This window comes from Dermacoccus sp. Tok2021 (assembly GCF_019895135.1).
Taxonomy (GTDB): domain Bacteria; phylum Actinomycetota; class Actinomycetes; order Actinomycetales; family Dermatophilaceae; genus Dermacoccus; species Dermacoccus abyssi.
The window spans coordinates 38,198-63,321 of the sequence record NZ_JAGTHU010000019.1 but is presented as its reverse complement, the minus strand read 5'-3'; the positions used below and the strand labels follow the sequence as shown (position 1 = coordinate 63,321).

Below are 25,124 nucleotides of genomic sequence, written 5' to 3'. Positions count from 1 at the left end.
GGCACCCCAAATAACACCGGGGCCCACCCCCCCCCCCCCCCCCCCGCGGGGGGCGGCGGCCGCCCCCGCCCCCCCCCACGACGGGCGGGCGCGGGACGTGGTTGTACTGCGACGCGAGCGCGCGGCAGTAGGCGCCGGTCGCGGCGACGGCGACGAGGTCACCGTCCGCGACGTCGGCGGGGAAGTTGATGTCGCGCACGACGATGTCGCCGCTCTCGCAGTGCTTGCCGACGATGCGGGTGGCCACGAGGTCGTCCGCGCCACCGCGGTTCGCGAGCGCCGCGTGGTAGTCAGCGGCGTAGAGAGCGGGGCGGGCGTTGTCGCCCATGCCGCCGTCGACGCTGACGTAGGAACGCACGAGGTCGTCCGTGGCCTGCACGGGCTTGACCGTGCCGACCCGGTAGAGCGTCACGCCGCCGGGGCCGATGATGCTGCGGCCCGGCTCGATCGAGACGCGCGGAACGGCGACACCGGCGTCGTCGCAGGCCGTCTTGACGATGCGCGCGAGCTGCTGCGCCATGTCCGCCGGCTCGAGCGGGGTGTCGCTGGGCAGGTAGGCGATGCCGAACCCTCCGCCGAGGTCGAGTTCGGGCAACTCGACGCCGTGCGTTCGCGCGACGTCGAGCTGGAGGGCGACGAGGCGCGTCGCGGCCTCCTCGAACCCGTCCGATTCGAAGATCTGCGAGCCGATGTGGCTGTGGAAGCCGAGCAGTTCGAGCTCGGGGTGGGCGAGCACCCGGCCCACGGCGTCGGCGACCTGACCGCCCGCGAGGGAGAAACCGAACTTCTGGTCCTCGTGGGCCGTCGCGATGAACTCGTGGGTGTGGGCCTCGACGCCGAGCTTGACGCGCAGCATGACGGGCGCGCGCAGGTCGTGCTTGGCGGCTGCCACGGCGACGCGTTCGATCTCCTCGAACGAGTCGACGACGATGCGCCCCACGCCGTACGCGAGCGCCGCGTCGATCTCCTCGAGGCTCTTGTTGTTGCCGTGCATGCCGATGGCCTCACCGGGCACCTCGGCCTTACGGGCGATGGCGAGTTCGCCGCCGGAGCAGACGTCGAGACGCAGGCCCTCCTCTACGACCCAGCGCGCGATGTGGGACGTGAGGAACGCCTTGCCCGCGTAGTAGACGTCGGCCACCGTGCCGATGTCGCCGAACGCCTGCGAGAACGCCTCGCGGTAGGCGCGGGCGCGCCGGCGCACGTCGTCCTCGTCGATGACGTAGGCGGGGGTGCCGAAGCGGTCGGCCAGTTCGGTGGCGGCAATACCGGCGATGCTGATGACGCCGTCATCCCCGCGGCGAGCCGTGCGTGGCCAGACGATCTCCTCGAGGGGGCCGGTCGGCGCGTTCGGTACGGAACTCACGTCGCTGTCTCCTGCGGTGTCGAAATCGCTGCCGGTCGTGCTCGTCGGGCAAGCCGATGAGCCGATCAATAGGGTACGGGGGCGGCCAGGCGGGCCGCCGTCAGCGCCCCTTCGAGGACTCTACGGGCGGCGTCGAACACCGGCAGATCCGTCCGCGTGGCGGGCGAGTGTTCGGCGAACTGCGTGGTGCGCTCCGCGAGGATGACGATCTGGGTGAGCAACGGACGGGTGCGGCCGGTGCGTACGGCGTCCTCTGCCGCTTGCGGGACGAGGGCGAGCGCCGCGAGGAGTCGCCGCCCGGCGCCATCCGCACTCGTGCCCGCGGCGTTTCCCGCCTCCTCGCCGGCCCCGACGCCCGCGACGGCGAGGGACGCGACCGAGTGTGCGCGTCGCACCAGAGCCAGAGTGTTCGCGTCACGGCGCGAGGCGAGGACGGACTCAGGTGCTGCGACAGGTACCGGAATCCGTTTCGGATGGGCGGCCTCGAGAAGCGCCCAGGTCAAGGCATCGAGGCCGATGCGTTCCGCGGCCGCCGCGAACGACATGGCTGCCCCGTCGATGCGAACGTCAGGCTGCACTGATTGCCACCTCGTCGTCGCCGCGTTGAGAGGGGCGAAGTCAGCCCGCAGGTGCGTGCACCACTCAGGACGCACAGCCACGTCGACGCTCAGTAGCCCCTCGTCGAAGGCCGCAAGCTCAAGCGCTCCGGGGGTCGTCTCGTCCAACGCCTGCCGAATCGCCGCGTGCGCCGCCTCGACGGAACTGGCGCGTCCCCGTTCGACCATGACGTGCGCCGCGTTGTTCGTGACGACGCCGGGTTCCTTCGACGGAGCCCACCGCCAGGCCACGCCGAGGCGCTCCCCCAGCGCCGAGGTCGTGGCCGCGTCGAACATGGGCATGAGCGTAGCGAGTGAGACAAAGTCGCTTACCGCTGGTGCGCCGCAGCTTGATCGTTCCCGCGTAGAGAATCAGGGAACACGTGCCCCCTGCAGGAACCGTCGCCCCTCGCAAGCTCGGGGCTCCTCCCGAATCCTTCGCGTTATTCAGGTATTGAGGAAGGCCGCCACACCTGCGCTAGCGCTTCGGCGTGACGGCCTTCCTCAACAAGTGCCCCCTGCAGGATTCGAACCTGCGCTCCCGCCTCCGGAGGGCGGTGCTCTATCCCCTGAGCTAAGGGGGCGGCGTGCGCCCTGAGGCGCGACTGCACACTTTAGCAGCGTGCAGGGAGCCTCACGAACGGTCGTTCCCGAGTGACCCCGCGACCGAGCGAGCAGCATCCTCGCGCGTCGCCCCACGCAGTCCCGCACGCACGGCCGGACGCTGGGTCGCATCAGCCACCTCGCCGACGAGCTCCTCGAGCACGTCCTCGAGGAAGACGACGCCGCTCGTCTCGCCGTCATCACCGACGACCCGCGCGAGGTGGGCACCGGAGTGCTGCATCGTGACGAGCACGTCCTCCACCTCGTCCTTGGGCCGCACCGTCGCGAGCGGTCGCACCCGCCGCGGCGGGATCGGCTCGGTGTACGCCTCGTCCTGCGCGTACAGCACGTCCTTGAGGTGGATGTAGCCGCCGAGGTCACCGCGCACGCTCGTCACCGGGAATCGCGAGAAACCGTGCTTGGCGACGAGGGCGTCGACGTCCGCAGGCGTCGAGCCGAGACGCAACGTCACGAGGTCGCCGAGAGGAACGGCCACGTCCTGGGCCAGCTTGTCCGTGAACTCGAGCGCATCGCGAACGCGTCGCTCCTGCTCCGTTTCGAGCAGGCCCTCACGGTGTGACTCCTCGACGATCATCTCGACCTCCTCGGTCGAGAACGTCGAGGCGACCTCGTCCTGCGGCTCGATGCCCATCTTGCGCACGATGCCCTTCGAGACCGACTCGAGTACGCGAATGAGCGGACGCAGCGCCTTCGTGATGCGCAGCAGCGACGGCGCGAGCAACAGAGCCGCGCGGTCCGGGCCGGCGATGGCGAGGTTCTTCGGCACCATCTCGCCGAGCACGACGTGGAAGTACACGACGACGAACAGCGCGAGCAGCAGGCTGACGACGTGCGTCAGCCCGGACGGCAGCCCGGCCGCCTCGAGCGGTCCCGCGATGAGATGGTGAATGGCGTCCTCGGCCACCGCACCCAGGAGCACCGAGCACACCGTGATGCCCAACTGCGAGCACGCGAGCAGGGACGCGACGTTCTCCAGCGCCTCGAGTGAGCGAGCGGCCCGTTTCGAGCCCTGCTCCGCGAGCGGTTCGAGCTGCGAGCGCCGCGCCGCCATGACGGCGAACTCGGCCCCCACGAAGTAGGCGTTGCCGGCGAGCAGCAACAGCGAGATCCAGAGCATCATCGGGCGTCTCCGTCCACGCGCGTCGAACCGCCGACGACATCACCGACACCAGCGTCGGTGGTCGCCTCCGACATCGGCGTGAAGCGCACCCGGTTGACGCGGCGACCGTCCATCGACATGACGCGCAAACGCCAGCCGGGCATCGACAGCTCGTCCCCGGCGCGCGGAATCCGTCCGACCTGCTGCATGACGTAGCCGCCCAGCGTCTCGTAGGCACGATCGTCGGGCACGGGCGCACCGATGCGGTCGGCGACCTCGTCCGGACGCCACAGCCCCGGCACGGTCCACGATCCGTCGGGCAGGTGACGGCTCGCGTCCTGCAGATTGTCGTGCTCGTCACTCACCTCGCCGACGATCTCCTCGATGACGTCCTCGAGCGTCACGACACCCGAGGTGCCCGAGTACTCGTCGACGACGACGGCGAGTTGCAGGCCGGCCCCGCGCAGCAGCACGAGGAGCGGCTCGAGCGTCACCGTCTCGGGCACGAACGTCGCCTTGACCATGAGGGCGGTGACGGGCACGTCACCGCGACGCTCGACCGGAACGGCGATGGCCTTCTTGACGTGGACGACGCCGTCGACGTCGTCCCACCCGTCGCCGAGCACCGGGAAGCGGGAGTGCCCCGTGGAGCGCGCGAGATTCACGACGTCCTCAGCGGTAGCCGAGCGATCGACGGACTCGCAACGCACCCGCGGGCTCATGATGTCCGACGCCGTACGCTCACCGAAGTTGAGCGAACGCGTGAGCAGATCGGCCGTGCCCTCCTCGATCGTTCCCGCCTCGGCGGAGCGACGAACCATCGACGACAGCTCCTGCGGGGTACGTGCCGCGGAGAGTTCCTCCTGCGGTTCGATGCCCATCTTGCGCAGCAGGAGATTGGCCGAGCCGTTGAGCAGCGCGATGAGCGGTTTGAAGACGACGGCGAAGATCTGCACGGGTCTGGCGACGACCTTGGCCACCCGAAGCGGCGCCGAGATACCGAGGAACTGCGGCACGAGCTCGCCGAAGATCATCGAGAACAGAGCGGCCAGAATCATGGCCAGCGCGGTCGACAACGCGACGGCCGCTCCCCCACTCACCCCGAGCGCCTCGAGGGGCGTCTCCAACAGGTGACCCAGCGACGGCTCCACGAGGTAACCGAGCAACAGCGTCGTGAGGGTGATACCGACCTGAGCGGCGGACAGCTGAGTGGAGAGCTTGCGCAACGCGGCGAGAACGGGGCGAGCGCCTTCGTCACCTTCGTCGATGGCGCGCTGGACGGCGTGACGGTCGAGAGCGACGAGCGAGAACTCGGTGGCGACGAACAGTGCCGTTCCGAGGGTGAGCAGAACTCCGAGAAGAATCAATATCCACTGCGTCATCAGGGCTTGAAATTATCACGGGGCTCATCGTGTTCTCGTCTTCCTGACCCGAACCTCGTAGCGCCCTCTCGCCCGAAGTGGCGCTGCGGGATAGGCTTGTCGTCGTATGCCGTGCATCCACCTGCGGCAGCGGCCATCAGGCCCAACCGAACGACGCACATGAAAGAGGCGCATCTGCGTGTCATCCCAGTCCCAGAGCTCTGACCTCGAGGCCTTCGGACCGAACGAGTGGCTCGTCGAAGAGCTTTACGAGCAGTACCGCCAGGACAAGAACTCAGTGGACGCCGCGTGGCAGGAGTTCTTCGCGAACTACCGCCCCGGCCAGGGCGGCTCGGGTGCCGGCACCTCCAAGTCAGCGGCTTCCGACGTGGGCTTCACCGATGCGAAGTCCTCGACGTCCACGAAGTCCGACTCCGCCAAGGAGAAGACGGAGAAGCCCGCAGCAGCCGAGGCGCCGCGCGACCAGCAGCGCGCCGAGTCGCAGCAGGCGGCCGAGCCCACGAAGGACACCTCCGACCAGGGCGCGGACGACAACCAGGGTTCCCAGCAGAAGCTCGACCCCAAGCAGGCGGAGGGCTTCACGCCCCAGCCGACGCCGCGTGACCACGGCGACGCCTCGGTGGGCGACCTGCCGGAGGCCGAGGACGTCGACACCCCGCTGCGCGGTGTCGCGGCCAAGATCGTGCAGAACATGGAGGCCTCGATCGAGGTCCCGACGGCAACGTCCGTGCGCGCGGTGCCGGCCAAGGCCCTCATCGACAACCGCATTGTCATCAACTCGAACCTCGCCCGCGGCCGCGGCGGCAAGGTGAGCTTCACCCACATCATCGGATACGCCATCGTCAAGGCGCTGCGCGTCATGCCGGAGATGAACGCCTCCCTCTCGGTCGACGAGAAGGGCAAGCCGCAGCTTCACCAGCCGGGCCACGTCAACTTCGGCCTCGCCATCGACCTGCAGAAGCCGGACGGCTCGCGCACCCTCGTCGTGCCCTCGATCAAGGGCGCCGAGCGCATGAACTTCGCTCAGTTCATGGCCGCCTACGAGGACATGGTCAAGAAGGCCCGCAACAACAAGCTGACGCTCGACGACTACGCCGGCACGACGATCTCGCTGACCAACCCGGGCGGCATCGGCACCGTGCACTCGGTGCCGCGCCTCATGAAGGGTGCGGGCACGATCATCGGTGTCGGCGCGCTCGACTACCCGGCCGAGTGGCAGGGCGCGAGCAACGACACGCTCAACCGCAACGCCGTCAGCAAGATCCTGACGCTCACCTCGACCTACGACCACCGCATCATCCAGGGTGCGACGTCGGGTGAGTTCCTTCGTCAGATCCACCAGCTGCTGCTCGGCGAGCAGGGCTTCTACGACGAGATCTTCGAGTCGCTGCGCATCCCCTACGAGCCGGTGCGTTGGGTTCAGGACATCTCGGCTAACCACGACGACGACATCAACAAGGTCGCCCGCGTCCAGGAGCTCATCCACGCCTACCGCGTGCGCGGCCACCTCATGGCCGACACCGACCCGCTGGAGTACAAGCAGCGTCGTCACCCGGACCTCGACATCACGAGCCACGGCCTGACGCTGTGGGATCTCGACCGCACCTTCCCCACGGGCGGTTTCGGCGGTCAGAACTTCCTCAAGCTGCGCAAGATCCTCGGCATCCTGCGTGACTCGTACTGCCGAACCGTCGGCATCGAGTACATGCACATCCAGAACCCCGAGGAGCGGGCCTGGATGCAGTCCAAGGTCGAGCTCGCCTACGCGAAGCCGACGCAGGACGAGCAGGAGCGCATCCTCAAGAAGCTCAACCAGGCCGAGGCCTTCGAGACGTTCCTGCAGACGAAGTTCGTCGGCCAGAAGCGCTTCAGCCTCGAAGGCGGCGAGTCCGTCATCGCCATCCTCGACCGCATCCTGAGCGAAGCGGCCGAAAACAGGCTGGACGAGGTCGCGATCGGCATGCCGCACCGCGGTCGCCTCAACGTTCTCGCCAACATCGCGGGCAAGTCCTACGGCCAGATCTTCCGTGAGTTCGAGGGCACGCAGGCCCCCAACTCCGTGCAGGGCTCCGGTGACGTGAAGTACCACCTCGGCACCGAGGGCGAGTTCGTGGCCGATACCGGCGCGAAAACCAAGGTCTACCTCGCCGCCAACCCGAGCCACCTCGAGGCCGTCAACCCTGTCCTCGAAGGCATCGCCCGCGCCAAGCAGGACCGCATCAACCTCGCCGGCACGGCGTTCACGGTGCTGCCGGTCCTGCTGCACGGTGACGCGGCGTTCGCCGGCCAGGGTGTCGTCGCGGAGACGCTCAACCTGTCGCAGCTTCGCGGCTACCGCACGGGCGGCACGATCCACGTCGTCATCAACAACCAGGTCGGCTTCACCACGGCGCCCAGCGCGTCACGCAGCTCGACGTACTCCACCGACATCGCCCGCATGGTTCAGGCGCCGATCTTCCACGTCAACGGTGACGACCCCGAGGCCTGCGTCCGCGTGGCCGAGCTGGCCTTCGAGTACCGCCAGACGTTCAACAAGGACGTCGTCATCGACATGGTCTGCTACCGCCGTCGCGGTCACAACGAGGGTGACGACCCCTCGATGACGCAGCCGCTCATGTACAAGCTCATCGAGGCCAAGAAGAGCGTGCGCCGTCTGTACGCCGAGGCCCTCGTGGGCCGTGGTGACATGGACCAGGAACGCGCGGAACTGCTGCTCAAGGACTACCAGCAGCAGCTGGAGCGGGTCTTCGTCGAGACGAAGGAAGCGACGAAGACGCAGAACGCCCCCGCTCCGGACTCGAGCCAGGGCACCGACGCCGAGGGCCATGGTGGTCTCGAGCGCCCGTCCGCCCAGATCGAGGACGACGCGAAGAGCGCCTACTCCTCCGGTCGTTCGTCGGCCATCACCGAGGCCGCCCTCCGGCGGATCGGTGACGTGTGGACTAACCCTCCCGAGGGCTTTACCCTGCACCCCAAGCTCAAGCAGCTGCTCGAGCGCCGCACCAAGATGGTCAGCGACGGCGGCATCGACTGGGCCATGGGCGAGCTCATCGCCTTCGGTTCGCTCCTCATGGACGGCACCCCGGTGCGTCTGTCGGGTCAGGACAGCCGTCGCGGCACGTTCGTGCAGCGCCACGCCGTCCTCATCGACAAGCAGAACGGCAACGAGTGGACGCCGCTTCGCTACCTCACCGACGAGCAGGCGTGGCTGTGGATCTACGACTCGCTCCTGTCGGAGTACGCGGCGATGGGCTTCGAGTACGGCTACTCGGTCGAGCGTCCCGACGCGCTCGTGCTCTGGGAAGCGCAGTTCGGCGACTTCGTCGACGGCGCGCAGACGATCATCGACGAGTTCATCTCGAGCTCGGAGCAGAAGTGGGCGCAGCGCAGCTCCGTCGTCCTGCTCCTGCCGCACGGCTACGAGGGTCAGGGTCCCGACCACAGCTCGGCGCGCATCGAGCGCTTCCTGCAGCTGTTCGCCGAGGACAACATGACGATCGCCTACCCCTCGACGCCGGCGTCGTACTTCCACCTCCTGCGTCGTCAGGCATACGCCCGTCCGCGCAAGCCGCTCATCGTCTTCACGCCGAAGCAGCTGCTGCGCGTCAAGGCCGCCACGAGCTCGCCGGAGGACTTCACGACCGGCCAGTTCGAGCCGGTGCTGAAGGACGCAAAGCAGCTCGACCCGTCCAAGGTCGAGCGCGTGCTGCTCGCCTCGAGCCGCGTGGTCTTCGACCTCGAGGCGGAGCGCGAGAAGCGCGGTGACGAGACGACGGCCATCGTGCGCGTCGAGCAGCTCGCACCGATCCCGGCCAAGGAGATCGCGGAGGCGATCAAGGAGTACCCGAACGCCGAGATCGTGTGGGTGCAGGACGAGCCGAAGAACCAGGGCGCCTGGCCGTTCATGTTCTTCAACCTGCCCGATATGCTCGAGAAGCAGGGCGAGACTCGTCGTCTGCGCGTCGTGTCGCGTCCGGCGTCCGCGTCGCCCGCCACGGGTAACAGCAAGCGTCACGCGGCGCAGCAGGCCGAGCTCGTCGAGCAGGCCTTCACCCGCTGATCGCTCAGCACTGACGAGAGCGGCGTCGCCCTTAGAGGCGGCGCCGCTCTCGTCGTCCGCGGACGTGCCGCCAGCGCGCCGGGCGACAGCGGGAAGGGCGTGACGATAAGCTGCCCACGTGTATTTCACGGATCGAGGCATCGAGGAACTCGCCCATCGGCGCGGCGAAGGAGAGGTGACGTTCGAGTGGCTGGCCGACCAGCTGCGAACGTTCGTCGACCTCAATCCCGAGTTCGAGATCCCGGTCGAGCGCCTGGCCACGTGGCTGGCGCGCCTCGACGATGACGACGACGAATGAGTGAAGGCGAAGACACCGTGGCATACCCGCACGAAGGCAGCGAACCGCAGTTCCGGCCGAGCGCCGACTTCCAGGTCACCGAGGGCGATCGGCGGATCGGCCTGTGCTTCGTCGGGGACAGCTACGTCAACGGCTACGGCGACCCCAAGGCCCTCGGGTGGGTCTCGCGCGTCGTGGCGCGCACCCCGCACGACGGCTCGGCGCTGACGACGTACAACCTCGGTGTGCGCGGCGAGAGCTCCTCCGACGTCCTCGCCCGCTGGCGCAGCGAAACGGCCCTGCGGTGGAAGAACTGCAACGAGCGACGCCTCGTCATCGGCTTCGGCACGAACGACGTCGCGCAGGGCATGACGACGGCCCGCTCGCGCCTCAACCTCGCCAACATCCTCGACGACGCGTCGACGAACGGCATCGCGACGTTCGTCGTCGGCCCGCCGCCCACGAGCGACCCCGAGCTCAACGCGAAGCTCGAACTGCTCGTCGACGCCCACGCCGACGTCTGCGCGCGCCGCGGCGTCACCTACGTCGACTGCTTCCGCCCACTGCTGGGGCACGACCAGTGGCAGTCCGACCTCGCCGCGAGCGACGGATACCACCCCGGCCAGGCGGGCTACGGCCTCATGGCTTGGCTCGTCCTCCACGCGGGGTGGCAGGACTGGCTGAGCCTTCCCTAGTCCTGTCTTCCGGCGCGCCTACCTCGCAAGCTCGGTCGTCGCGAAGGGCGCGTTCGCGTTTCGGGCGCGTCCCCTCCCAGCGTGGTCGCGTTGGCCGTGCGCAGGGCACCGGGTCCGTGGTGCCCTCACGAACCCGCATGCGACACGGAATCCGCATGACCATCCGATGTTGCCTTCAAAACGAGGCACCAGTGCCCACATGCCCGCTCAACATCGGGATGGGCCCGGCGAACTCCAGGGGCGCGAGCGTGCCTGAACGGCTGTCGCACCGAGTCAGGCCCCCTCGGGGCCTGGCCGGAAGACGGCCGGAAGGAGGGTCAGTACGCGCCGTCCCTCGCGAGCACTGCGCCGACGGTCTTGAAGAGAATGACGAGGTCGCCGGAGAGCGACCAGTTCTCGACGTAGTAGAGGTCCTTGCGGACCGATTCTTCCCAGGAGAGGTTGGAGCGTCCGCCGACCTGCCAGGGGCCGGTGATACCCGGTTTCACGTTGAGGCGGCGGTGGACGTGCGTCTCGTACCCGTCGACCTCTTGCGGCAGTGGCGGGCGCGGCCCGACGAGGGACATGGAACCGGCGACGACGTCGAACAGCTGGGGCAGTTCGTCGAGGCTGTAGCGGCGCAGGACGTTGCCGACGCGGGTGATGCGTGGGTCGTCCTTCATCTTGAACAGCAGGCCGGAGCCCTCGTTCTGGGCTTGCAGTGCGGCGAGGCGCGCTTCGGCGTCCACCACCATGGAACGGAACTTCGTCATCTTGAACGGGGAGCCGTTGACGCCGACGCGTGTCTGACGGAAGAAGATGGGCCCCGGGCTGTCGAGGCGCACGGCCAGAGCGATGAGCAGGAGCAGCGGCGAGAGCAGGAGCAGCATGCCAATGGCGACGACGACGTCGAAGAGTCGCTTGAGCGAGTACTTGAGGCCGCTGTAGCGCGGCATCTCGACGCTCATGAGCGGCAGGCCCTCGATCGGACGCCAGTGGATGCGCGGGCCCGCGACATCCGTCATACGGCTCGCGAGCGCCAGACGAATGTCGGTGTCCTCGAGTTGCCACCCGAGTTCGCGAAGCTGCTTGCGGTTGACGCGGTTGTGACCCGCGACGATGACCATCGACGCGTGGTGGCTGTGCACGGCCGGCACAACGTCGGCCAGCCCACCGATCTGCGGCACCACCAGTCCGTTGGCCAACTCGAAGGTCGGAACATCGTGAGTCTCGGTGGCCACCCCGCGCACGACGAGGCCGGCTTCGGGGTTACGGGTGATGCCCTCGGCGACGTAGCGAACCTCTTGCGGCGAGCCGACGACGATGACGCCGTCGACGAGCCGGAAACGACGGCGCCGTTGCACGATCCAGCGCCGGACGAGCGCACGCTCGATGAGGAGCAGTACGAGCCCGAGTGGGAGTGCGATGGCGAGGAAGCCTCGCGCCACCTGGAGACGAAGTAACTCACTGACGATGGCGAGCGCGCCGAACGTACCGAACGTCGCTCGGACGATGCCCCGGTACTCGTCGGAGCCGATGGCCAGGGCGTCGACGTGGTAGGCCTGGTTCCACTGGAGCGCCGCGACCCATCCCACGACGAGGCTGACAACGACGGCGACATACAGCTTGAACTGACCGTCGACCGCGTCGAGGGACGTCTCGGCCGTCCAGAATCGTGCGAAGAAGGCTGCCACCACACTGAACGTCACGACGGCGAGGTCGAGAACGAACAGGACGAGCACGATCTTGCGTCGCCAGTCGCTTCGCGCGGAAGCTCCCTGCTTCGCGGTCGGTGTCGTCATGGTGGTGTCAGGATTCCTCGGTCGGCCTGGGAGAGTTGTGGGGCACGAAGCATCTTAGCGCTCACTATGCGACTCGACCTATTCCTGAATTCGAGCCACGGCGAACGCCTTGACGGGGTCGCAAACACGACCTGAACCGGCGTCCAACGCAGGCTGGGGCGGCGTCCAGCCCAAAAAGGTCACGATCGGGAACACAAATGCGCGTAGTTCTTCCACGGCGCCAAACCGGGTGGCACTCTTAACCCACAACTGGGACGAGCGACTCGTCCCGTCCGCGGAAGGATCCTCCATGCGTACCACCACTTCGGCCGTCGCCGCTTTCGGCGCCGCCGCACTCCTGCTCTCCGGCTGTGGCTCGGACTCGCTCGATGACTCGAAGGACTCCGGTTCGGGGGGTTCGTCCTCGTCCTCGAGTGCGGCCCCGGCCGTCAAGAAGGACGATGCGCTCGCCAAGCTGGTTCCCGCCGACATCGCGAAGATGGGAACGCTCACGGTCGGCACCGACGCCTCCTACGCCCCCAACGAGTTCACGGCCGCGGACGGCAAGACGATCCAGGGCATGGACATCGACCTGCTCAAGGCCGTCGCCGCGAAGCTCGGCCTGAAGCTCACGTTCCAGAACGGTGGCTTCGACTCGCTCATCGGCGGTGTCACGTCGAACAAGTACCCGCTCGCCATCAGCTCGTTCACCATCAACGAGAAGCGCATGCAGCAGGTCTCGATGGTGCAGTACTTCAACGCCGGCACGTCGTGGGCCACCGCCAAGGGCAACCCGAAGAAGGTCGACGTCGACAAGGCCTGCGGTCTCACGATCGGCGTCCAGAAGGGCACGGTCCAGGCCGACGACGACCTGCCGGCCCGTAACAAGAACTGCGTTGCCGAGGGCAAGAAGGCCAACAAGCTCGTCGTCGAGGCCGAGCAGTCGAAGGTCACCGCCGACCTCATCGCGGGCAAGGTCGATGCGTTCGCCGCCGACTCCCCCATCACGGCGTGGGCTGTCGCGAAGAACGAGGACAAGCTCGAAAAGGTCGGCTCCGTCTACGAGGCCGCCCCGTACGGCATCGTCGTCGCGAAGGACCAGACGAAGTTCGCCGAGGCCCTTTCGAAGGCTCTCGAGTCTCTCGAGAAGGACGGCACCTACAAGAAGATCCTCGAGCAGTGGAACAACGGTGACGGCGCCGTCAACGAGTTCCCGGTGAACCCGAAGGCCTGATCACACCCCATGTCTGGTTCCACCCCGCCCCCCGCCCCGGACGAGCAGCGGCCCGGCGTCATCGACGCCAAGCCGGTGCGACACCCGGGGCGCTGGGTTGCCGTCGCCGTCATCGCGATCGTCATCGCGATGATGATCAGTTCGTTCGTCACCAACCCCAAGTGGGACTGGCCGTTCGTCTTCAAGGTGATGAACTACTCGCCGGTGCTCGAAGGCCTGGCCAAGGGCACCATCATCGTCACTGTCGCGTCGATGATCATCGGCGTCACCCTGGGCATCCTCCTCGCGATCATGCGCCTTTCGGACAACCCCGTCCTGCGCGGCGTCTCGTTCGTCTACACCTGGTTCTTCCGCGCGGTGCCGCGTTACGTCCTCATGGTCATCCTCGGCCTCGGCGTGCTGTACCTGTACCCGACGCTCGACATCGGTGTGCCGTTCATGAAGGACTTCGGCCTGACGTTCTACTCGCTCGACGTCAAGACGATCAGCTCGGGCATCACCGTCGGCATCATCGGTCTCGGCCTGTCCGAGGCCGCGTACATGGCGGAGATCGCCCGCGCGGGCATCCTGTCGGTCGACAGGGGTCAGCGTGAGGCAGCCGAAGCGCTCGGCATGGACAGCTCGAAGACGATGCGCCGCATCGTCCTGCCGCAGGCCATGCGCGTCATCGTGCCGCCCACCGGCAACGAGGCCATCTCCATGGTCAAGGACACCTCGCTGCTCGTCGCCGTCCCCGTGTCGGCCGAGCTCTTCTACCAGGCGCAGGTCGTCGCGAACAACACGTACAAGATCATGCCGAGCTACTTCGCCGCGCTGCTGTGGTATCTCATCATCTGCTCGGTGCTCATGCTCGTGCAGGCCCGCCTCGAGCGGAAGTACGGACGCGGCTTCGGCGGCTCGGCGACGGACGGCGGTCTCATGACCAAGGTCAAGTCACTGAGCTTCGGGTGACGGGGTGAACATGGAAGGCAACATGAACAAGCCACTGGTCCACGCCGTCAACCTCGGCAAGTCGTTCGGCAAGAACGAGGTGCTCAAGGGCATCGACCTCGACGTGCACCCCGGTGAGGTCGTCGTCCTGCTCGGCCCCTCCGGCTCGGGCAAGACGACGTTCCTGCGCTGCATCAACCAGCTCGAGACGATCGACGCCGGCCGCATCTGGGTCGACGACGACCTCATGGGATACCGCGACAAGGACGGGCAGCTGTACCGCCTCAAGGATTCCGAGATCGCGGCCCAGCGTCGCGAGATCGGCATGGTGTTCCAGCGCTTCAACCTCTTCCCGCACATGACGGCGCTCGAGAACGTCATGGAGGCGCCTGTGCAGGTCAAGGGGGTTTCCAAGGCGGAAGCGAAGTCGCAGGCCGTCGACCTGCTCGAGCGGGTCGGTCTCGGTGAGAAGACCGGGCACTACCCGAGCCAGCTCTCCGGCGGTCAGCAGCAGCGTGTCGCCATTGCGCGCGCTCTTGCGATGAAGCCGAAGCTCATGCTGTTCGACGAGCCGACGTCGGCCCTGGACCCCGAGCTCGTCGGCGAAGTCCTGTCGGTCATGAAGGAACTCGCTCGCGAGGGCATGACGATGGTGGTCGTCACTCACGAGATGGGTTTCGCCCGTGACGTGGCCGACCGGGTCGTCTTCATGGACGCCGGGGTCGTCGTGGAGACGGGCCCGCCGCTAGAGGTCATCAACAACCCCCAGCACGAGCGGACGAAGTCGTTCCTCGCCCGCATGCGCTCCGAGCACGAAGCCGTCGCGGCGCTCGTGGCCGACGAGGCCGTCTGACCCGAGCCGGCGCTCAGCGCGAAGCCCGGCTGCTCCCCTACCCTGGGGTCATGCAGTTGGGCTTCGTCGTCGTCAGGGGTCGATCGATGGAACCCACGTACGTCGACGGCGACGTGCTGCTCGCCGCCTACGGCGCGCCCCCGCGGGTCGGCGATCCTCACATCGTGCGGCTGCCGGACGGGCCGGACGGGCCGCGCCCCATCGCCGTCAAGCGCGTCACCTCACGCGGCTCCGACGGCTGGTGGGTCGAACGCGACAGCACCCGTGAGGGTGTGGATTCCTGGCTGGTCGGTGCGCTCGCCGACGACGCGGTGCTGGCACGGGTGCTGTGGCCGCGAAAACCGCGCCATGTCGCGGCAATGCGACGCTGTCGCACCTTGGTTGCCACCTTTCGGAAGAGGCGAGAAAAGCGATAGGTTGGAACCAGAGTTGCTGTTCGGCAACTGTCCACCACCAGCAGAAGGAGTTCCCCATGCTGAAGCGTTTCTTCGCGCCCACCACCGAGGTCTCGGCCCACTGCGACCTGCCCTGCGGCGTCTACGACCCCGCCCAGGCCCGTATCGAGGCCGAGTCGGTCAAGGCCATCATCGCCAAGGTCGCCGACAACGACGACCCCGATTTCCGCACGCGCGCCGTCGTCATCAAGGAGCAGCGCAGCCAGCTCGTCAAGGAGCACCTGTGGGTGCTGTGGACGGACTACTTCAAGCCGCCGCACTTCGAGAAGTTCCCCGAGCTCCACACCCTCATCAACGAGGCCACGAAGCTCGCCGGTGCCACGGGCACCAAGGGTGAGTTCGACGCCGGCAAGGCCGACGAGCTCCTCGCCAAGATCGACCGCATCGCGGAGATCTTCGCCGAGACGAAGAAGGGCTGACCCTTCGCCGCTCGCGTACTGCGCAACGAACGGCCCCGACACTGCCTGCGTGGCAGGTCGGGGCCGTTCGGCGTCTCGGCAGGAATCCGGCGATGTGGTCGCCGGCCTCGCATGTGACAGAATGGACAGGTTGGCCCCCGACTTTCGGGGGGAATTAACCCCGACACAGGGAGTTCACGATGAGCAAGCGCGCACGCAAGCGTCGCTCGCGCAAGGGCAAGGGCGCGAACCACGGTAAGAAGCCCAACGCCTGAGCGTTGATGCAGTGAGTCACGAAGGCCCGCTCCCCCATTCGGGGTGAGCGGGCCTTCGTCATGGCTTCGGGGCGTCAGTTCTCGTAGCGCACCTGGGTGTAGCTGTAGCTGATCTGCGTCATGATCACGGACCGGAGCTGCTCCGGCGCCTGCTCACGGCCACACGCTCGCTTGACGAGCTTCTTGAGCAGCATGTCGCGCTCGTACTCCGTCAGGCACGGCGGGCAGTCGAGCAGGTGCTGACGCAGCTCCTCGTACTCCTCCGCGGAGAGTTCACCGTCGATGTAGGAGTAGAGGTTGGCGACGTAGTCGGGGCATTTGTCGCTCATTTCTTCGTCTCCCCCTTCGACTCCTTGAGGAAGCCGCGCTCACGCGCGTAGTCCTCGAGCTGCTCACGCAGGAGCTTGCGTCCGCGGTGCAGGCGCGACATCACGGTGCCGATGGGCGTGTCCATGATCTCGGCGATCTCCTTGTACGGGAACCCCTCGACGTCGGCGTAGTACACCGCCAGGCGGAAGTCCTCCGGAAGGTTCTGCAGAGCGCGCTTGATGTCGTTGTCGGGCAGGTGGTCGAGAGCTTCGTTCTCGGCCGACTTCAACCCTGTGCTCGAGTGCGCCTCGGCGCGGGCCAGCTGGTAGTCCTCCACCTCGGCAGCATCCGACTCGAGCGGCTGACGCTGCTTCTTGCGGTAGCTGTTGATGTAGGTGTTGGTCTGGATGCGGTACAGCCACGCCTTGAGGTTCGTGCCCGGCTTGTACTGGTGGAAGGCCGCGAAGGCCTTCGCGAACGTCTCCTGGACGAGGTCCTCGGCGTCGCTGGGATTGCGCGTGGTGCGCAGGGCGGCGCTGTAGAGCTGGTCGAGGTACGGCATGGCATCGCGCTCGAACCGCGCGGCACGCTCCACCGGGGTCTCCGTGCTCGGGTCGGTGGCGGCGGAGTCCGTGGAGCTCTCGGCGTCGACCGTGGTGTTCTCACTCATCGCCTTCAACCCTAGCGCGGGTCGCGACGCGGCACGAGCGCGTTGCGGGGGCGTGGCCGCGAAGCCGGCCCCAAGGCTCAGGCCGGACGGCTCCACCGGCACCACAGGTGTGACAAGCATCCTGATTCACTTTCGGTTCCTCGAAAGCCCGCGGGCGGGCTTGCTGTTCGCTCACGTCAACAGGAGGTGGATGAACGTCATTCCCGAAAGGGAATTCGGCCGAGTACAGGCTCGTGTCAATCAGTCGGACGCACCCTCACTCAGAGAGGTTCGTCAGCCAGCCGCGTACCGCGTCGATGACGTCGGTCGGGTTCTTGCTGAAACCGTGCGGCCCCTTGACGCCGACGACCTGCGCACCGGGAACGGCGTCGCGCACCGCGTCGGGTCCGCCGAACGTGTCCGTCGCGCCCTGCACGACGAGGAGTGGGATCTCGGCCTCGACGACGCTCTGCGCTTCACTCGTGCGCCACTTCTCGGGTACGTCGAGCTTGCCCGGCGGCATGAGGGGGAACGCGAGTGCCACAGCGGCGTCTGCGCTGCACTGCGCCGCCGTGCGACAGGCGACACGGGCCCCGGCCGAGCGTCCGCCCTGCACGAACCGGCCCTCGATCTCCCCCGCCGCGCGTAGGTGCTCGATCACGGCGAGCCACGCTTCGTCGAGGGTCTTGGGTGGGGTGGCGAGGCGCCGTCCGGCAACGACCCACGGCTGGTCGACGAGGACGACGCGCCAGCCGTCATCGGCCAGCGCCGTGAGTCCGTCGAGGTCGGGGGTGTTCGTGCCCTTGCCGGCTCCATGGCCCAGGACGAGCGTGCCGTCAGCGGCGCCGTTGGGGTCGACGACGTAGACGCGGGCGGTGCCGCGGAGTGTCTCGACGTCGAGCCTGCGGTGGGCGCGGGTCGGCGGAACGGACGTCGCCATCATCAGCCTCCGATGATCTCGCCGGTGACGGGATCGAGGACCCCGACGAGCTGGTCGCTCGGCAGCGGGGTGAGCAGACCCGGGCCGTTGTTGCGCGTCGCGCTCACCGCGCTGGAGATGGGATACGCCTCGAAGGGTGAACTGTCCCCCGGGCGCAGGAAGGCCGCCACGTCGGCCTCGTCGGTGAGCGACGGGTCGAGCCAGTCGTCCCACTGCTCCCGCTCGAGGCTGAGCGGCTGACGGTCGTGGATGCGGTCCAGCCCCTCGCCCGCGCTCGTCGTGATGATCGAGAAGGAGACGACCCACGCGTCCGGGTCACCCTCGGGCAGCGTCCGGTCACGCCAGAACTCGTAGATGCCGGCGAAGGCGGTGTCGTGACCGTCGGTGCGGTGCATGTAGAACGGCTGCCTGCGCGGCTTGCCCTTGGCGTCGTGCGCCACCGGCGAGACCTGCCACTCGTACCAGCCGGCAGCCGGCACGAGGCAGCGGCGCGCCTTCGCGGCCTTCGCGAACGAGGCCTTTTCGAGCAAGGTCTCGGCGCGCGCGTTGATCATCCGCAACCCGACCTTCGTGTCCTTCGACCACGACGGCACGAGGCCCCACGTGAGGTGGCGCAGCTGCCGGGTGGGCTCGCCGCGGCTGCCGTCGTCGAGCTTGCTCGCACGCGTGAGCACGACGGGCGCCTGCTTCGTCGGCGCCATGTTGTAGTCGGGCGCCCCCACCGGCGGTTCCTGCGCCGAGACGAGGAGCGAACGCGTCGCTTCCCCACTCGCGTCGACGTCCACCTCGAACTCCTCGACGAGCTCACCCGCCCCGGCGCTGGCCGCATACCTGCCACACATGAGCCCCAGCGTAGGGGCATCCGTCCGGAAAACGTTCCGGCCCGGGAGGTCGCGACGTCGCACGACGCCGACTAAGTTGGAGGTAGAGATCATTCGACCAAGGAGGACACGATGCCCATTCGTCGTATCGCCCGCGCGGCTCTCGCCAGCTACTTCCTCAACGAGGCTGCCAAGGCGTTCAAGAACACCCAATCGCAGGCTGAGGAGGCCGCGCCGTTCGTCGAGTTCGTCAGCCGCGAGAGCGGCAAGAAGGTGCCGAACGACCCCGAGCTCGTCGTCAAGGCCCAGGGCGCCCTCATGGGTGGCGCCGGTGCCGCGCTCGCGCTCGGCAAGTTCCCGCGCCTTTCGGCGGCGCTGCTGACGCCGACCGTCGGTGCGAACGCCTACATGCACGACGCCTTCTGGGCCGAGAAGGACCCGGCCGCTCGCGCCCGCAAGCAGTCGAACTTCTTCCGCACCGTCGCGATCGTGGGCGGAGTGCTGCTCGCGGCCGCTGACACCGCGGGCAAGCCGGGCCTCGCCTGGCGCGCCTCGCACGGCGTGAAGACCTCGCGCCGTGAGGCCGCTCGTGCGGCCAAGACTGCCCGTCGCGAGGCGAAGCTCCTCGCCGCCCATGCAGGAAACGCGCTTCCCTCATGACCCCTGGTAGTCCCGTGACGACCGACTGGCCCGCCCCCGTGGCGCGCCGGTCGGTCGTCGGCACGTTCAGCGTCCCCGGTTCCAAATCCCTCACCAACCGCTATCTCGTCCTCGCAGCGCTCGCCGACGACGAATCACTCCTGCGAGCGCCGCTGCGCTCCCGCGACACGCTGCTCATGGCCGAGGCCCTGCGCAGCCTCGGCGTCCGCGTCGACGACGTCGAGGGCGACTCCCCCGAAGGCGCCGACTGGCACGTCGTGCCCGGCGACCTGCGGGGGCCTGCGAACGTCGACTGCGGCCTCGCCGGCACCGTGATGCGGTTCCTGCCGCCGGTCGCCGCGCTCGCCGACGGCCCGGTCACCTTCGACGGCGACCCGCACGCCCGCAAGCGCCCCATGGGCCCCGTGCTCAAGGCCCTGATCGACCTGGGCGTACCTGTCGAGGACGCCGACGGTGGCCCCGCGAGCGCCCTGCCGTTCACAGTGCGCGGCCAGGTCCGCGTGGACGGTGGCCGCGTCGAGGTCGACGCCTCCACGAGTTCCCAGTTCGTCTCCGCCCTCCTGCTCGCGGGCGCGCGCTTCAGCGAGGGCGTCACGGTCGTTCACACCGGCGAGGCGCTGCCGAGCATCCCGCACATCGACATGACCGTCGAGGTGCTGCGCGACGCGGGCGTCGTCATCGAGGTCGACGAGAACGACGGCGCCTGGAGCTGGACCGTCGAGCCGAGCGACATCCGTTCCCTCGACGTCATGGTCGAGCCCGACCTGTCGAACGCCGCGCCCTTCCTCGCGGCTGCTGCCGTCACCGGCGGTGAGGTGTTCATGGCGGACTGGCCCACGTACACCACGCAACCGGGCGACCAGATCCGTGACGTCCTCGAGCGCATGGGCGCCACGTGCACCCTTGACCGTGAGGGCCTGCGGGTCACCGGCCCGCAGCAGCTGCGCGGCATCGACGTCGATCTCGCGGAGGCCTCGGAACTGACGCCCGTCGTCGTCGCGCTGTGCGCGTTGGCCGACGGTGAGTCGCGCATCCGCGGCGTCGCCCACATCCGCGGCCACGAGACCGACCGCCTCGCCGCGCTCGCGGCCGAGTTCGGCGCCCTCGGAGTCAACGTGTCCGAGACCGAGGACGGCCTCGTCATCCGCCCGCGCCCTGCCGACCAGTTGCGTGGAGGCTTGTTCCGCACCTACGACGACCACCGGATGGCCATGGCCGCCGCCGTGGTCGGCCTGCGGGTTCCGGGCGTCGTCATCGAGAACATCGCGACGACCGGCAAGACCCTGCCGGAGTTCGACCGACGCTGGAGCGCACTCGTCTCCGCGAGCGCCGAAGCCCACTGACGTGGCAGGTCGCAACTGGAGCGAGGCCGACGTTCGGGTACGCCCGGGCCGCAGGAATTCGCGCCCGCGCACGAAGGATCGTCCGAAGCACGAGGACGCCGTCGTCGGCATGGTCATCGGTGTCGACCGTGGCCGCTGGTCGGTGCTGCTCGACGGTCGGCGCATCACGGCGATGCGGGCACGCGAGCTGTCCCGCACGCCCGTCGTCGTCGGTGACCGCGTCGCCCTCGTCGGAGACACGAGCGGCGACGCCGGCACGCTCGCGCGCATCGTGCGCGTCGAAGAACGCACGAGTGTCCTGCGGCGAACGGCCGACGACACCGACCCGTACGAGCGCGTCATCGTCGCCAACGCCGATCAGCTCGTCATGGTGACGGCGCTCGCCAACCCGGAACCGCGCACCGGCCTCATCGATCGGTGCCTCGTCGCCGCGTACGACGCGGGGCTCGACCCGCTGCTCGCGCTGACGAAGGCCGACCTCGTCGACCCGGCCGCCTTCCTCGCGAACTACGCCGCGCTCGACGTGCCGTACACGGTGACGTCGGCGCAGGAACTGAGCGACGACCAGCGCGAGGAGCTCATCGCCTCCAGTGGCCGAGTGCCCCGTCGTCTCGACGGGCTGGACGAACTGCGCGAACGGCTCGCCGGTCGCGTCAGCGTGCTCGTCGGCCACTCCGGCGTCGGCAAGTCGACACTCGTCAACGCGCTCGTGCCCGACGCGGCGCGCACGACCGGGCACGTCAACGACGTCACCGGTCGCGGTCGCCACACGTCGACGTCCGCTGTTGCCCTCGAGTTGCCCAGCGGCGGCTGGGTCATCGACACCCCGGGCATCCGCTCGTTCGGCCTCGCGCACGTCGACCCGACGATGATCGTCGAACACTTCCCCGATCTCGCGCCGGGCACCGCGAACTGTCCACGCGGTTGCACGCACGATGAGCCGGACTGTGCCCTCGATGTCTTCGTGGCCGAAGGTGGGGCCGGTGAGAGCGGACAACAGCGGTTGGAGTCGTTGCGGCGTCTCCTGCGCTCCAGGGACGTCCCCGACAAGGACGAGCACATGGAACGGCGATGACGCCGCCGACGGAGCAACGACGCACCCGAGTTGCCGAGGAGGCAAGTCGCGTCGCCGGCGGCGTGCGCACGCTCGGCGAGGCTCTCGCCCGACTACTCCAGCCGGCGGCCCACCGCCTCGGACTCGTCGGCGCGGACATCGTCCCGCTGCTCGTGCTCCTCGTGTGCGCCGTCGTGCTCTTCGTCGGCCTCGCCGGTGGCGCCGAGGTCTACGAGGGCGTGCGTGAACGCGGCGATCTCGCCCGCTTCGACCAGCCCGTCCTCGACTGGGCCGTGAGCCACCGCAGCGGCGGGCTCGACTCGGCCGTCACCGCCTTCACGCATCTCGGCGGGCCGGTCTATTTCCCGATCATCCTCGTGGTTCTCCTCGCGGTGTTCACATGGCTGCGGCGCACCGCGTCCCCCTTCCTCGTCCTGGCGCTCGGGCTCGGCTCGGCTCTGGCCTTCACTGCGGCGGGCAAGGACATCACGGCGCGCTCTCGACCGCCTCGTGCCCTCGCGGTGCCGCCCTACGAGTCCTCGCCATCGTTCCCGAGCGGCCACACCGTCACCGCCACCGTGACGGCGGTGCTCTTCGCCTATCTCGTGTTCCTCACCGCCCGCTCACGACGGGTGCGCACGGTCGCCGTCGTGCTGTGCTCGCTGTGGGCCCTGCTCATGGGACTCTCGCGCGTCTTCCTCGGCCACCACTGGCTCACCGACGTCATGGCCGGCTGGTGCCTCGGTGTCGCGTGGGGCGCACTCGTGATCGTCGTCAACACGGCACGGCTCCTGCTGCGCACCCGCCACCGCCGCCTCGACGACGCCGGCGACACACCTGTCGCCGGCTGACGGAGCACGCGGCGAGAGGGGGCACCCGCGCCGACCGGGTAGCGTGACGGGGTGACCCCCATTCTTCGAGAAGCCAGCCCGTACCACGACGATCTGCGGCTCGCCCACGTGCTCGCCGACTCCGTCGAGGAGATCACGATGGGACGCTTCGGCGCGCCCGACCTGAGCATCGAGACGAAGCCGGACCTCACCCCCGTCACGGAGGCCGACCGTGAGGCCGAGCGCGTCATTCGGGAGAACCTCAAGCGCGCGCGGCCGCGGGACGCCGTCAAGGGCGAGGAGTTCGGCGAAACGGGCAAGGGCCCGCGTCGATGGATCATCGACCCGATCGACGGCACGAAGAACTACGTCCGCGGCGTCCCGGTCTGGGCCACCCTCATCGCGCTCGTCGACGGCGACGAACCCGTGGTGGGCCTCGTCGCGGCGCCCGCGCTGCACCGACGGTGGTGGGCGGCCAAGGACGCCGGCGCCTGGACCGGCCGTAACCTCACGAGCGCGACGCAGATCCATGTCTCCAAGGTCGACTCGCTGGCCGACGCGTCCCTCAGCTACTCCTCCTTCAACGGCTGGGCCGAGCGGGGCAAGGACATGGACCTGTTCCGCCTGAGCAAGGAGGTATGGCGCTCACGGGCGTACGGCGACTTCTTCTCCCACATGCTCGTCGCGCAGGGAAGCGTCGACATCGCGCCCGAGCCGGAGCTCGAGGACTACGACATGGCGGCACTCGTGCCCATCGTCACCGAAGCCGGCGGGCGCTTCAGCGGTCTCGACGGACGCGACGGCTGCTGGAGCGGCAACGGCGTCTCGACGAACGGCCTGCTCCACGCCGAGGTTCTCGCGCGCCTCGGGGACAATTCCCCGGCGCCCTCCCTCATCCCGAGCGAGTGACACAGCATCCTCCGACACGACGAAGGCCCCAGCCGTTTCCGGCGGGGGCCTTCGTCGTGTCGCTGGGACGCAGATCAGTTCTTCGGCGTCTCGATCTGCGCCGGCTCGTCCTTGGCCTCGATGGCGTGGTTGGTCTTGGACTCGGCCAACAGGCCCGGCACCTCGACGCTCGGGCGGTACTTGTCGCCCAGTTCGTCGATTGCGAGGCGCGCGTGAACCTGCTGCTCGGTGGCCGTGCGCTCGTCACGGTTGTCGCCGAGGAAGGCCAAGGCCCAACTGATCATCGTCGTCAGACGCGACTTGAAACCGATGATGTAGAACAGGTGCACGCCGAGCCACATGAGCCAGGCGATGAAGCCCTCGGTCTCGAGACGACCGACCTTCGTCACGGCAGAGAAGCGCGAGATGGTGGCCATCGAACCCTTGTCGAAGTACTTGAACGGGCCCGGGGACGGCTGGCCCTTGACACGCGCGAGGATCGACGTCGCGGCGTAACGGCCGCCCTGGATGGCTACCTGCGCCACGCCGGGCAGCTTGTTGAGGCTCATCATGTCGCCGACGACGTAGATCTCCGGGTGGCCCGGCAGCGACAGGTCAGGCTGCACTGCGATACGACCCGAGCGGTCGACCTCGGCACCCGTCTTCTCGCCGAGCAACTTGCCCAGCGGGCTGGCCGCGACGCCGGCGGCCCACACCTTGCACACCGAGTCGATGCGCGTGACGGTGCCGTCCTCGGTCTTCATCTCGATGCCCGTGGCATCGACGTTCGTCACCATCTGGCCGAGGAGCACCTCGACGCCCATGCTCTCGAGCTGCCCCTGGGCCTTCTTGCCGAGGTTCGCCCCGAACGGCGGCAGCACCTGCGGTGCGGCATCGACGAGGACGACGCGGGCGTCCTTGGGGTTGATGTGACGGAAATCGTCGGCGAGCGTGCGGTTGGCGAGTTCGCTGATCTGACCTGCCATCTCGACGCCCGTCGGACCGGCACCGACGACGACGAACGTCAGCAACGAGCGCACGTCGTCCCACTGGCCGGAGGCCGCTGCGAGCTCGGCCGTCTCGAAGGCGCCGAAGATGCGTCCGCGAAGCTCGAGTGCGTCGTCGATGCTCTTCATGCCCGGCGCGAACTCGGCGAAGTGGTCGTTGCCGAAGTACGACTGGCCGGCGCCCGCGGCGACGATGAGCGAGTCGTAGTCGTAGACCTGAGTGGAGTCGAGCAGTTCGGCCGTGACGCGCTTGGCATCGACGTCGATGTCCGTGACTGTGCCGATGAAGATCTCGACGTCCTTCTGCTTCTTGAGCACCTCACGCGTGCTCGGGGCGATGACACCCTCGCTGAGGATGCCGGTGGCGACCTGGTAGAGCAACGGCTGGAAGAGGTGGTGCGTCGTCGACGAGACGAGCACGACGTCGACGTCCTCGTCCTTGAACTTCGTCGCGGCGAAGAGGCCGCCGAAGCCGGAGCCGACGATGACGACGCGGTGGCGTCCCGTGGACTTCTTCTCAATCTCCATGAATTCCTCGCACATCTCTCGCGGCGCGTCTCGCCTGGCCCGAGCACGCACTCACGCACTGCCGCCAAGCTTACTCACCCGCGCGGGCGGG

At 68.2% G+C, this 25,124-nt stretch carries 24 protein-coding genes and 1 tRNA gene; 14 read left to right on the top strand and 11 right to left on the bottom strand.

The genetic code is table 11. The features are described from left to right. From lysA to K9D12_RS11490, 5 genes are all read right to left on the bottom strand, one after another. The coding region (gene lysA / locus K9D12_RS11510; protein ID WP_223060277.1) for a diaminopimelate decarboxylase at positions 1 to 1,366 on the bottom strand (1,366 nt) is incomplete at its 3' end. A 65-nt stretch (positions 1,367 to 1,431) separates the two neighbouring features. Beyond that, positions 1,432 to 2,259, bottom strand: a complete 828-nt coding sequence (locus K9D12_RS11505) for a hypothetical protein (protein ID WP_129662701.1) — start codon at positions 2,257 to 2,259, stop codon at positions 1,432 to 1,434. 215 nt (positions 2,260 to 2,474) lie between these two features. Further along, positions 2,475 to 2,546 (bottom strand) — tRNA-Arg (locus tag K9D12_RS11500). A 50-nt stretch (positions 2,547 to 2,596) separates the two neighbouring features. After that, on the bottom strand, positions 2,597 to 3,706 hold the full coding sequence (locus tag K9D12_RS11495; protein ID WP_129662699.1) for a hemolysin family protein: 1,110 nt from the start codon (positions 3,704 to 3,706) through the stop codon (positions 2,597 to 2,599). Next, a complete protein-coding gene (locus K9D12_RS11490) occupies positions 3,703 to 5,067 on the bottom strand; it encodes a hemolysin family protein (RefSeq protein WP_129662697.1) in 1,365 nt (454 codons plus the stop codon). The genes K9D12_RS11495 and K9D12_RS11490 overlap by 4 nt, the downstream gene beginning before the upstream one ends. A gap of 178 nt (positions 5,068 to 5,245) precedes the next feature. On the opposite strand from K9D12_RS11490, the gene K9D12_RS11485 reads away from it, so the two are divergent. The 3 genes from K9D12_RS11485 (at position 5,246) to K9D12_RS11475 (ending at position 10,099) form a co-directional block, all read left to right on the top strand. Next, complete coding sequence (locus K9D12_RS11485; RefSeq protein WP_129662695.1) at positions 5,246 to 9,127, top strand: multifunctional oxoglutarate decarboxylase/oxoglutarate dehydrogenase thiamine pyrophosphate-binding subunit/dihydrolipoyllysine-residue succinyltransferase subunit; 3,882 nt, start codon at positions 5,246 to 5,248, stop codon at positions 9,125 to 9,127. Between the two features lie 118 nt (positions 9,128 to 9,245). Then, positions 9,246 to 9,425: a DUF6104 family protein gene (locus tag K9D12_RS11480; RefSeq protein WP_223060276.1), complete on the top strand. Its 180-nt coding sequence runs from the start codon at positions 9,246 to 9,248 to the stop codon at positions 9,423 to 9,425. Continuing rightward, complete coding sequence (locus K9D12_RS11475; protein WP_225911206.1) at positions 9,422 to 10,099, top strand: GDSL-type esterase/lipase family protein; 678 nt, start codon at positions 9,422 to 9,424, stop codon at positions 10,097 to 10,099. The genes K9D12_RS11480 and K9D12_RS11475 overlap by 4 nt, the downstream gene beginning before the upstream one ends. Positions 10,100 to 10,416: 317 nt before the next feature. Here the strand turns inward: K9D12_RS11475 and K9D12_RS11470 are convergent, their stop codons facing one another. Beyond that, entirely contained in the window at positions 10,417 to 11,880 is a 1,464-nt protein-coding gene (locus K9D12_RS11470; RefSeq protein WP_223060275.1) for a sugar transferase, read from the bottom strand. Between the two features lie 289 nt (positions 11,881 to 12,169). Here K9D12_RS11470 and K9D12_RS11465 point away from each other — a divergent pair, with 289 nt between their 5' ends. The 6 genes from K9D12_RS11465 (at position 12,170) to K9D12_RS15315 (ending at position 16,004) form a co-directional block, all read left to right on the top strand. Continuing rightward, on the top strand, positions 12,170 to 13,093 hold the full coding sequence (locus K9D12_RS11465; protein ID WP_223060274.1) for an ABC transporter substrate-binding protein: 924 nt from the start codon (positions 12,170 to 12,172) through the stop codon (positions 13,091 to 13,093). Positions 13,094 to 13,102: 9 nt separating this feature from the next. Next, on the top strand, positions 13,103 to 14,044 hold the full coding sequence (locus K9D12_RS11460) for an amino acid ABC transporter permease (protein ID WP_223060273.1): 942 nt from the start codon (positions 13,103 to 13,105) through the stop codon (positions 14,042 to 14,044). 22 nt (positions 14,045 to 14,066) lie between these two features. After that, positions 14,067 to 14,876 (top strand): amino acid ABC transporter ATP-binding protein, encoded by an 810-nt coding sequence (locus K9D12_RS11455; RefSeq protein WP_047311028.1) that lies wholly within the window; start codon positions 14,067 to 14,069, stop codon positions 14,874 to 14,876. A gap of 50 nt (positions 14,877 to 14,926) precedes the next feature. Continuing rightward, positions 14,927 to 15,292 carry a S26 family signal peptidase gene (locus tag K9D12_RS11450; RefSeq protein WP_047310273.1) on the top strand — a complete coding sequence of 122 codons (366 nt, stop codon included), beginning with the start codon at positions 14,927 to 14,929 and terminating at the stop codon, positions 15,290 to 15,292. A 56-nt stretch (positions 15,293 to 15,348) separates the two neighbouring features. Then, positions 15,349 to 15,750, top strand: a complete 402-nt coding sequence (gene sodN / locus K9D12_RS11445; protein WP_047310274.1) for a superoxide dismutase, Ni — start codon at positions 15,349 to 15,351, stop codon at positions 15,748 to 15,750. A gap of 179 nt (positions 15,751 to 15,929) precedes the next feature. Further along, positions 15,930 to 16,004, top strand: coding sequence for a 50S ribosomal protein bL37 (locus K9D12_RS15315; RefSeq protein WP_369798754.1), 75 nt, complete (start codon positions 15,930 to 15,932; stop codon positions 16,002 to 16,004). Between the two features lie 74 nt (positions 16,005 to 16,078). Here the strand turns inward: K9D12_RS15315 and rsrA are convergent, their stop codons facing one another. The 4 genes from rsrA to K9D12_RS11425 form a co-directional block, all read right to left on the bottom strand. Next, positions 16,079 to 16,333 carry a mycothiol system anti-sigma-R factor gene (rsrA, locus tag K9D12_RS11440; protein WP_047310275.1) on the bottom strand — a complete coding sequence of 85 codons (255 nt, stop codon included), beginning with the start codon at positions 16,331 to 16,333 and terminating at the stop codon, positions 16,079 to 16,081. Beyond that, positions 16,330 to 16,983 carry a sigma-70 family RNA polymerase sigma factor gene (locus K9D12_RS11435; protein WP_047310276.1) on the bottom strand — a complete coding sequence of 218 codons (654 nt, stop codon included), beginning with the start codon at positions 16,981 to 16,983 and terminating at the stop codon, positions 16,330 to 16,332. Before K9D12_RS11435 ends, rsrA begins: the two co-directional genes overlap by 4 nt. Positions 16,984 to 17,239: 256 nt before the next feature. Next, positions 17,240 to 17,902 carry an alpha/beta family hydrolase gene (locus K9D12_RS11430; protein ID WP_225911205.1) on the bottom strand — a complete coding sequence of 221 codons (663 nt, stop codon included), beginning with the start codon at positions 17,900 to 17,902 and terminating at the stop codon, positions 17,240 to 17,242. A 2-nt stretch (positions 17,903 to 17,904) separates the two neighbouring features. Beyond that, positions 17,905 to 18,744, bottom strand: coding sequence for an SOS response-associated peptidase (locus K9D12_RS11425; RefSeq protein ID WP_047310278.1), 840 nt, complete (start codon positions 18,742 to 18,744; stop codon positions 17,905 to 17,907). Between the two features lie 111 nt (positions 18,745 to 18,855). On the opposite strand from K9D12_RS11425, the gene K9D12_RS11420 reads away from it, so the two are divergent. From K9D12_RS11420 to hisN, 5 genes are read left to right on the top strand one after another with little or no spacing between them, the layout of a single operon-like run. Beyond that, positions 18,856 to 19,383, top strand: a complete 528-nt coding sequence (locus K9D12_RS11420) for a hypothetical protein (protein ID WP_223060272.1) — start codon at positions 18,856 to 18,858, stop codon at positions 19,381 to 19,383. Continuing rightward, complete coding sequence (aroA, locus tag K9D12_RS11415) at positions 19,380 to 20,726, top strand: 3-phosphoshikimate 1-carboxyvinyltransferase (protein ID WP_223060271.1); 1,347 nt, start codon at positions 19,380 to 19,382, stop codon at positions 20,724 to 20,726. Before K9D12_RS11420 ends, aroA begins: the two co-directional genes overlap by 4 nt. 1 nt (position 20,727) lies before the next feature. Continuing rightward, positions 20,728 to 21,801 (top strand): ribosome small subunit-dependent GTPase A, encoded by a 1,074-nt coding sequence (rsgA, locus tag K9D12_RS11410; protein ID WP_223060270.1) that lies wholly within the window; start codon positions 20,728 to 20,730, stop codon positions 21,799 to 21,801. Continuing rightward, positions 21,798 to 22,631: a phosphatase PAP2 family protein gene (locus tag K9D12_RS11405; protein WP_223060269.1), complete on the top strand. Its 834-nt coding sequence runs from the start codon at positions 21,798 to 21,800 to the stop codon at positions 22,629 to 22,631. Before rsgA ends, K9D12_RS11405 begins: the two co-directional genes overlap by 4 nt. A 60-nt stretch (positions 22,632 to 22,691) precedes the next feature. Next, positions 22,692 to 23,519, top strand: coding sequence for a histidinol-phosphatase (gene hisN, locus K9D12_RS11400; RefSeq protein WP_223060286.1), 828 nt, complete (start codon positions 22,692 to 22,694; stop codon positions 23,517 to 23,519). Positions 23,520 to 23,593: 74 nt separating this feature from the next. Here the strand turns inward: hisN and K9D12_RS11395 are convergent, their stop codons facing one another. After that, complete coding sequence (locus tag K9D12_RS11395) at positions 23,594 to 25,033, bottom strand: NAD(P)/FAD-dependent oxidoreductase (protein WP_223060268.1); 1,440 nt, start codon at positions 25,031 to 25,033, stop codon at positions 23,594 to 23,596. Between the last annotated feature and the right edge of the window lie 91 nt (positions 25,034 to 25,124).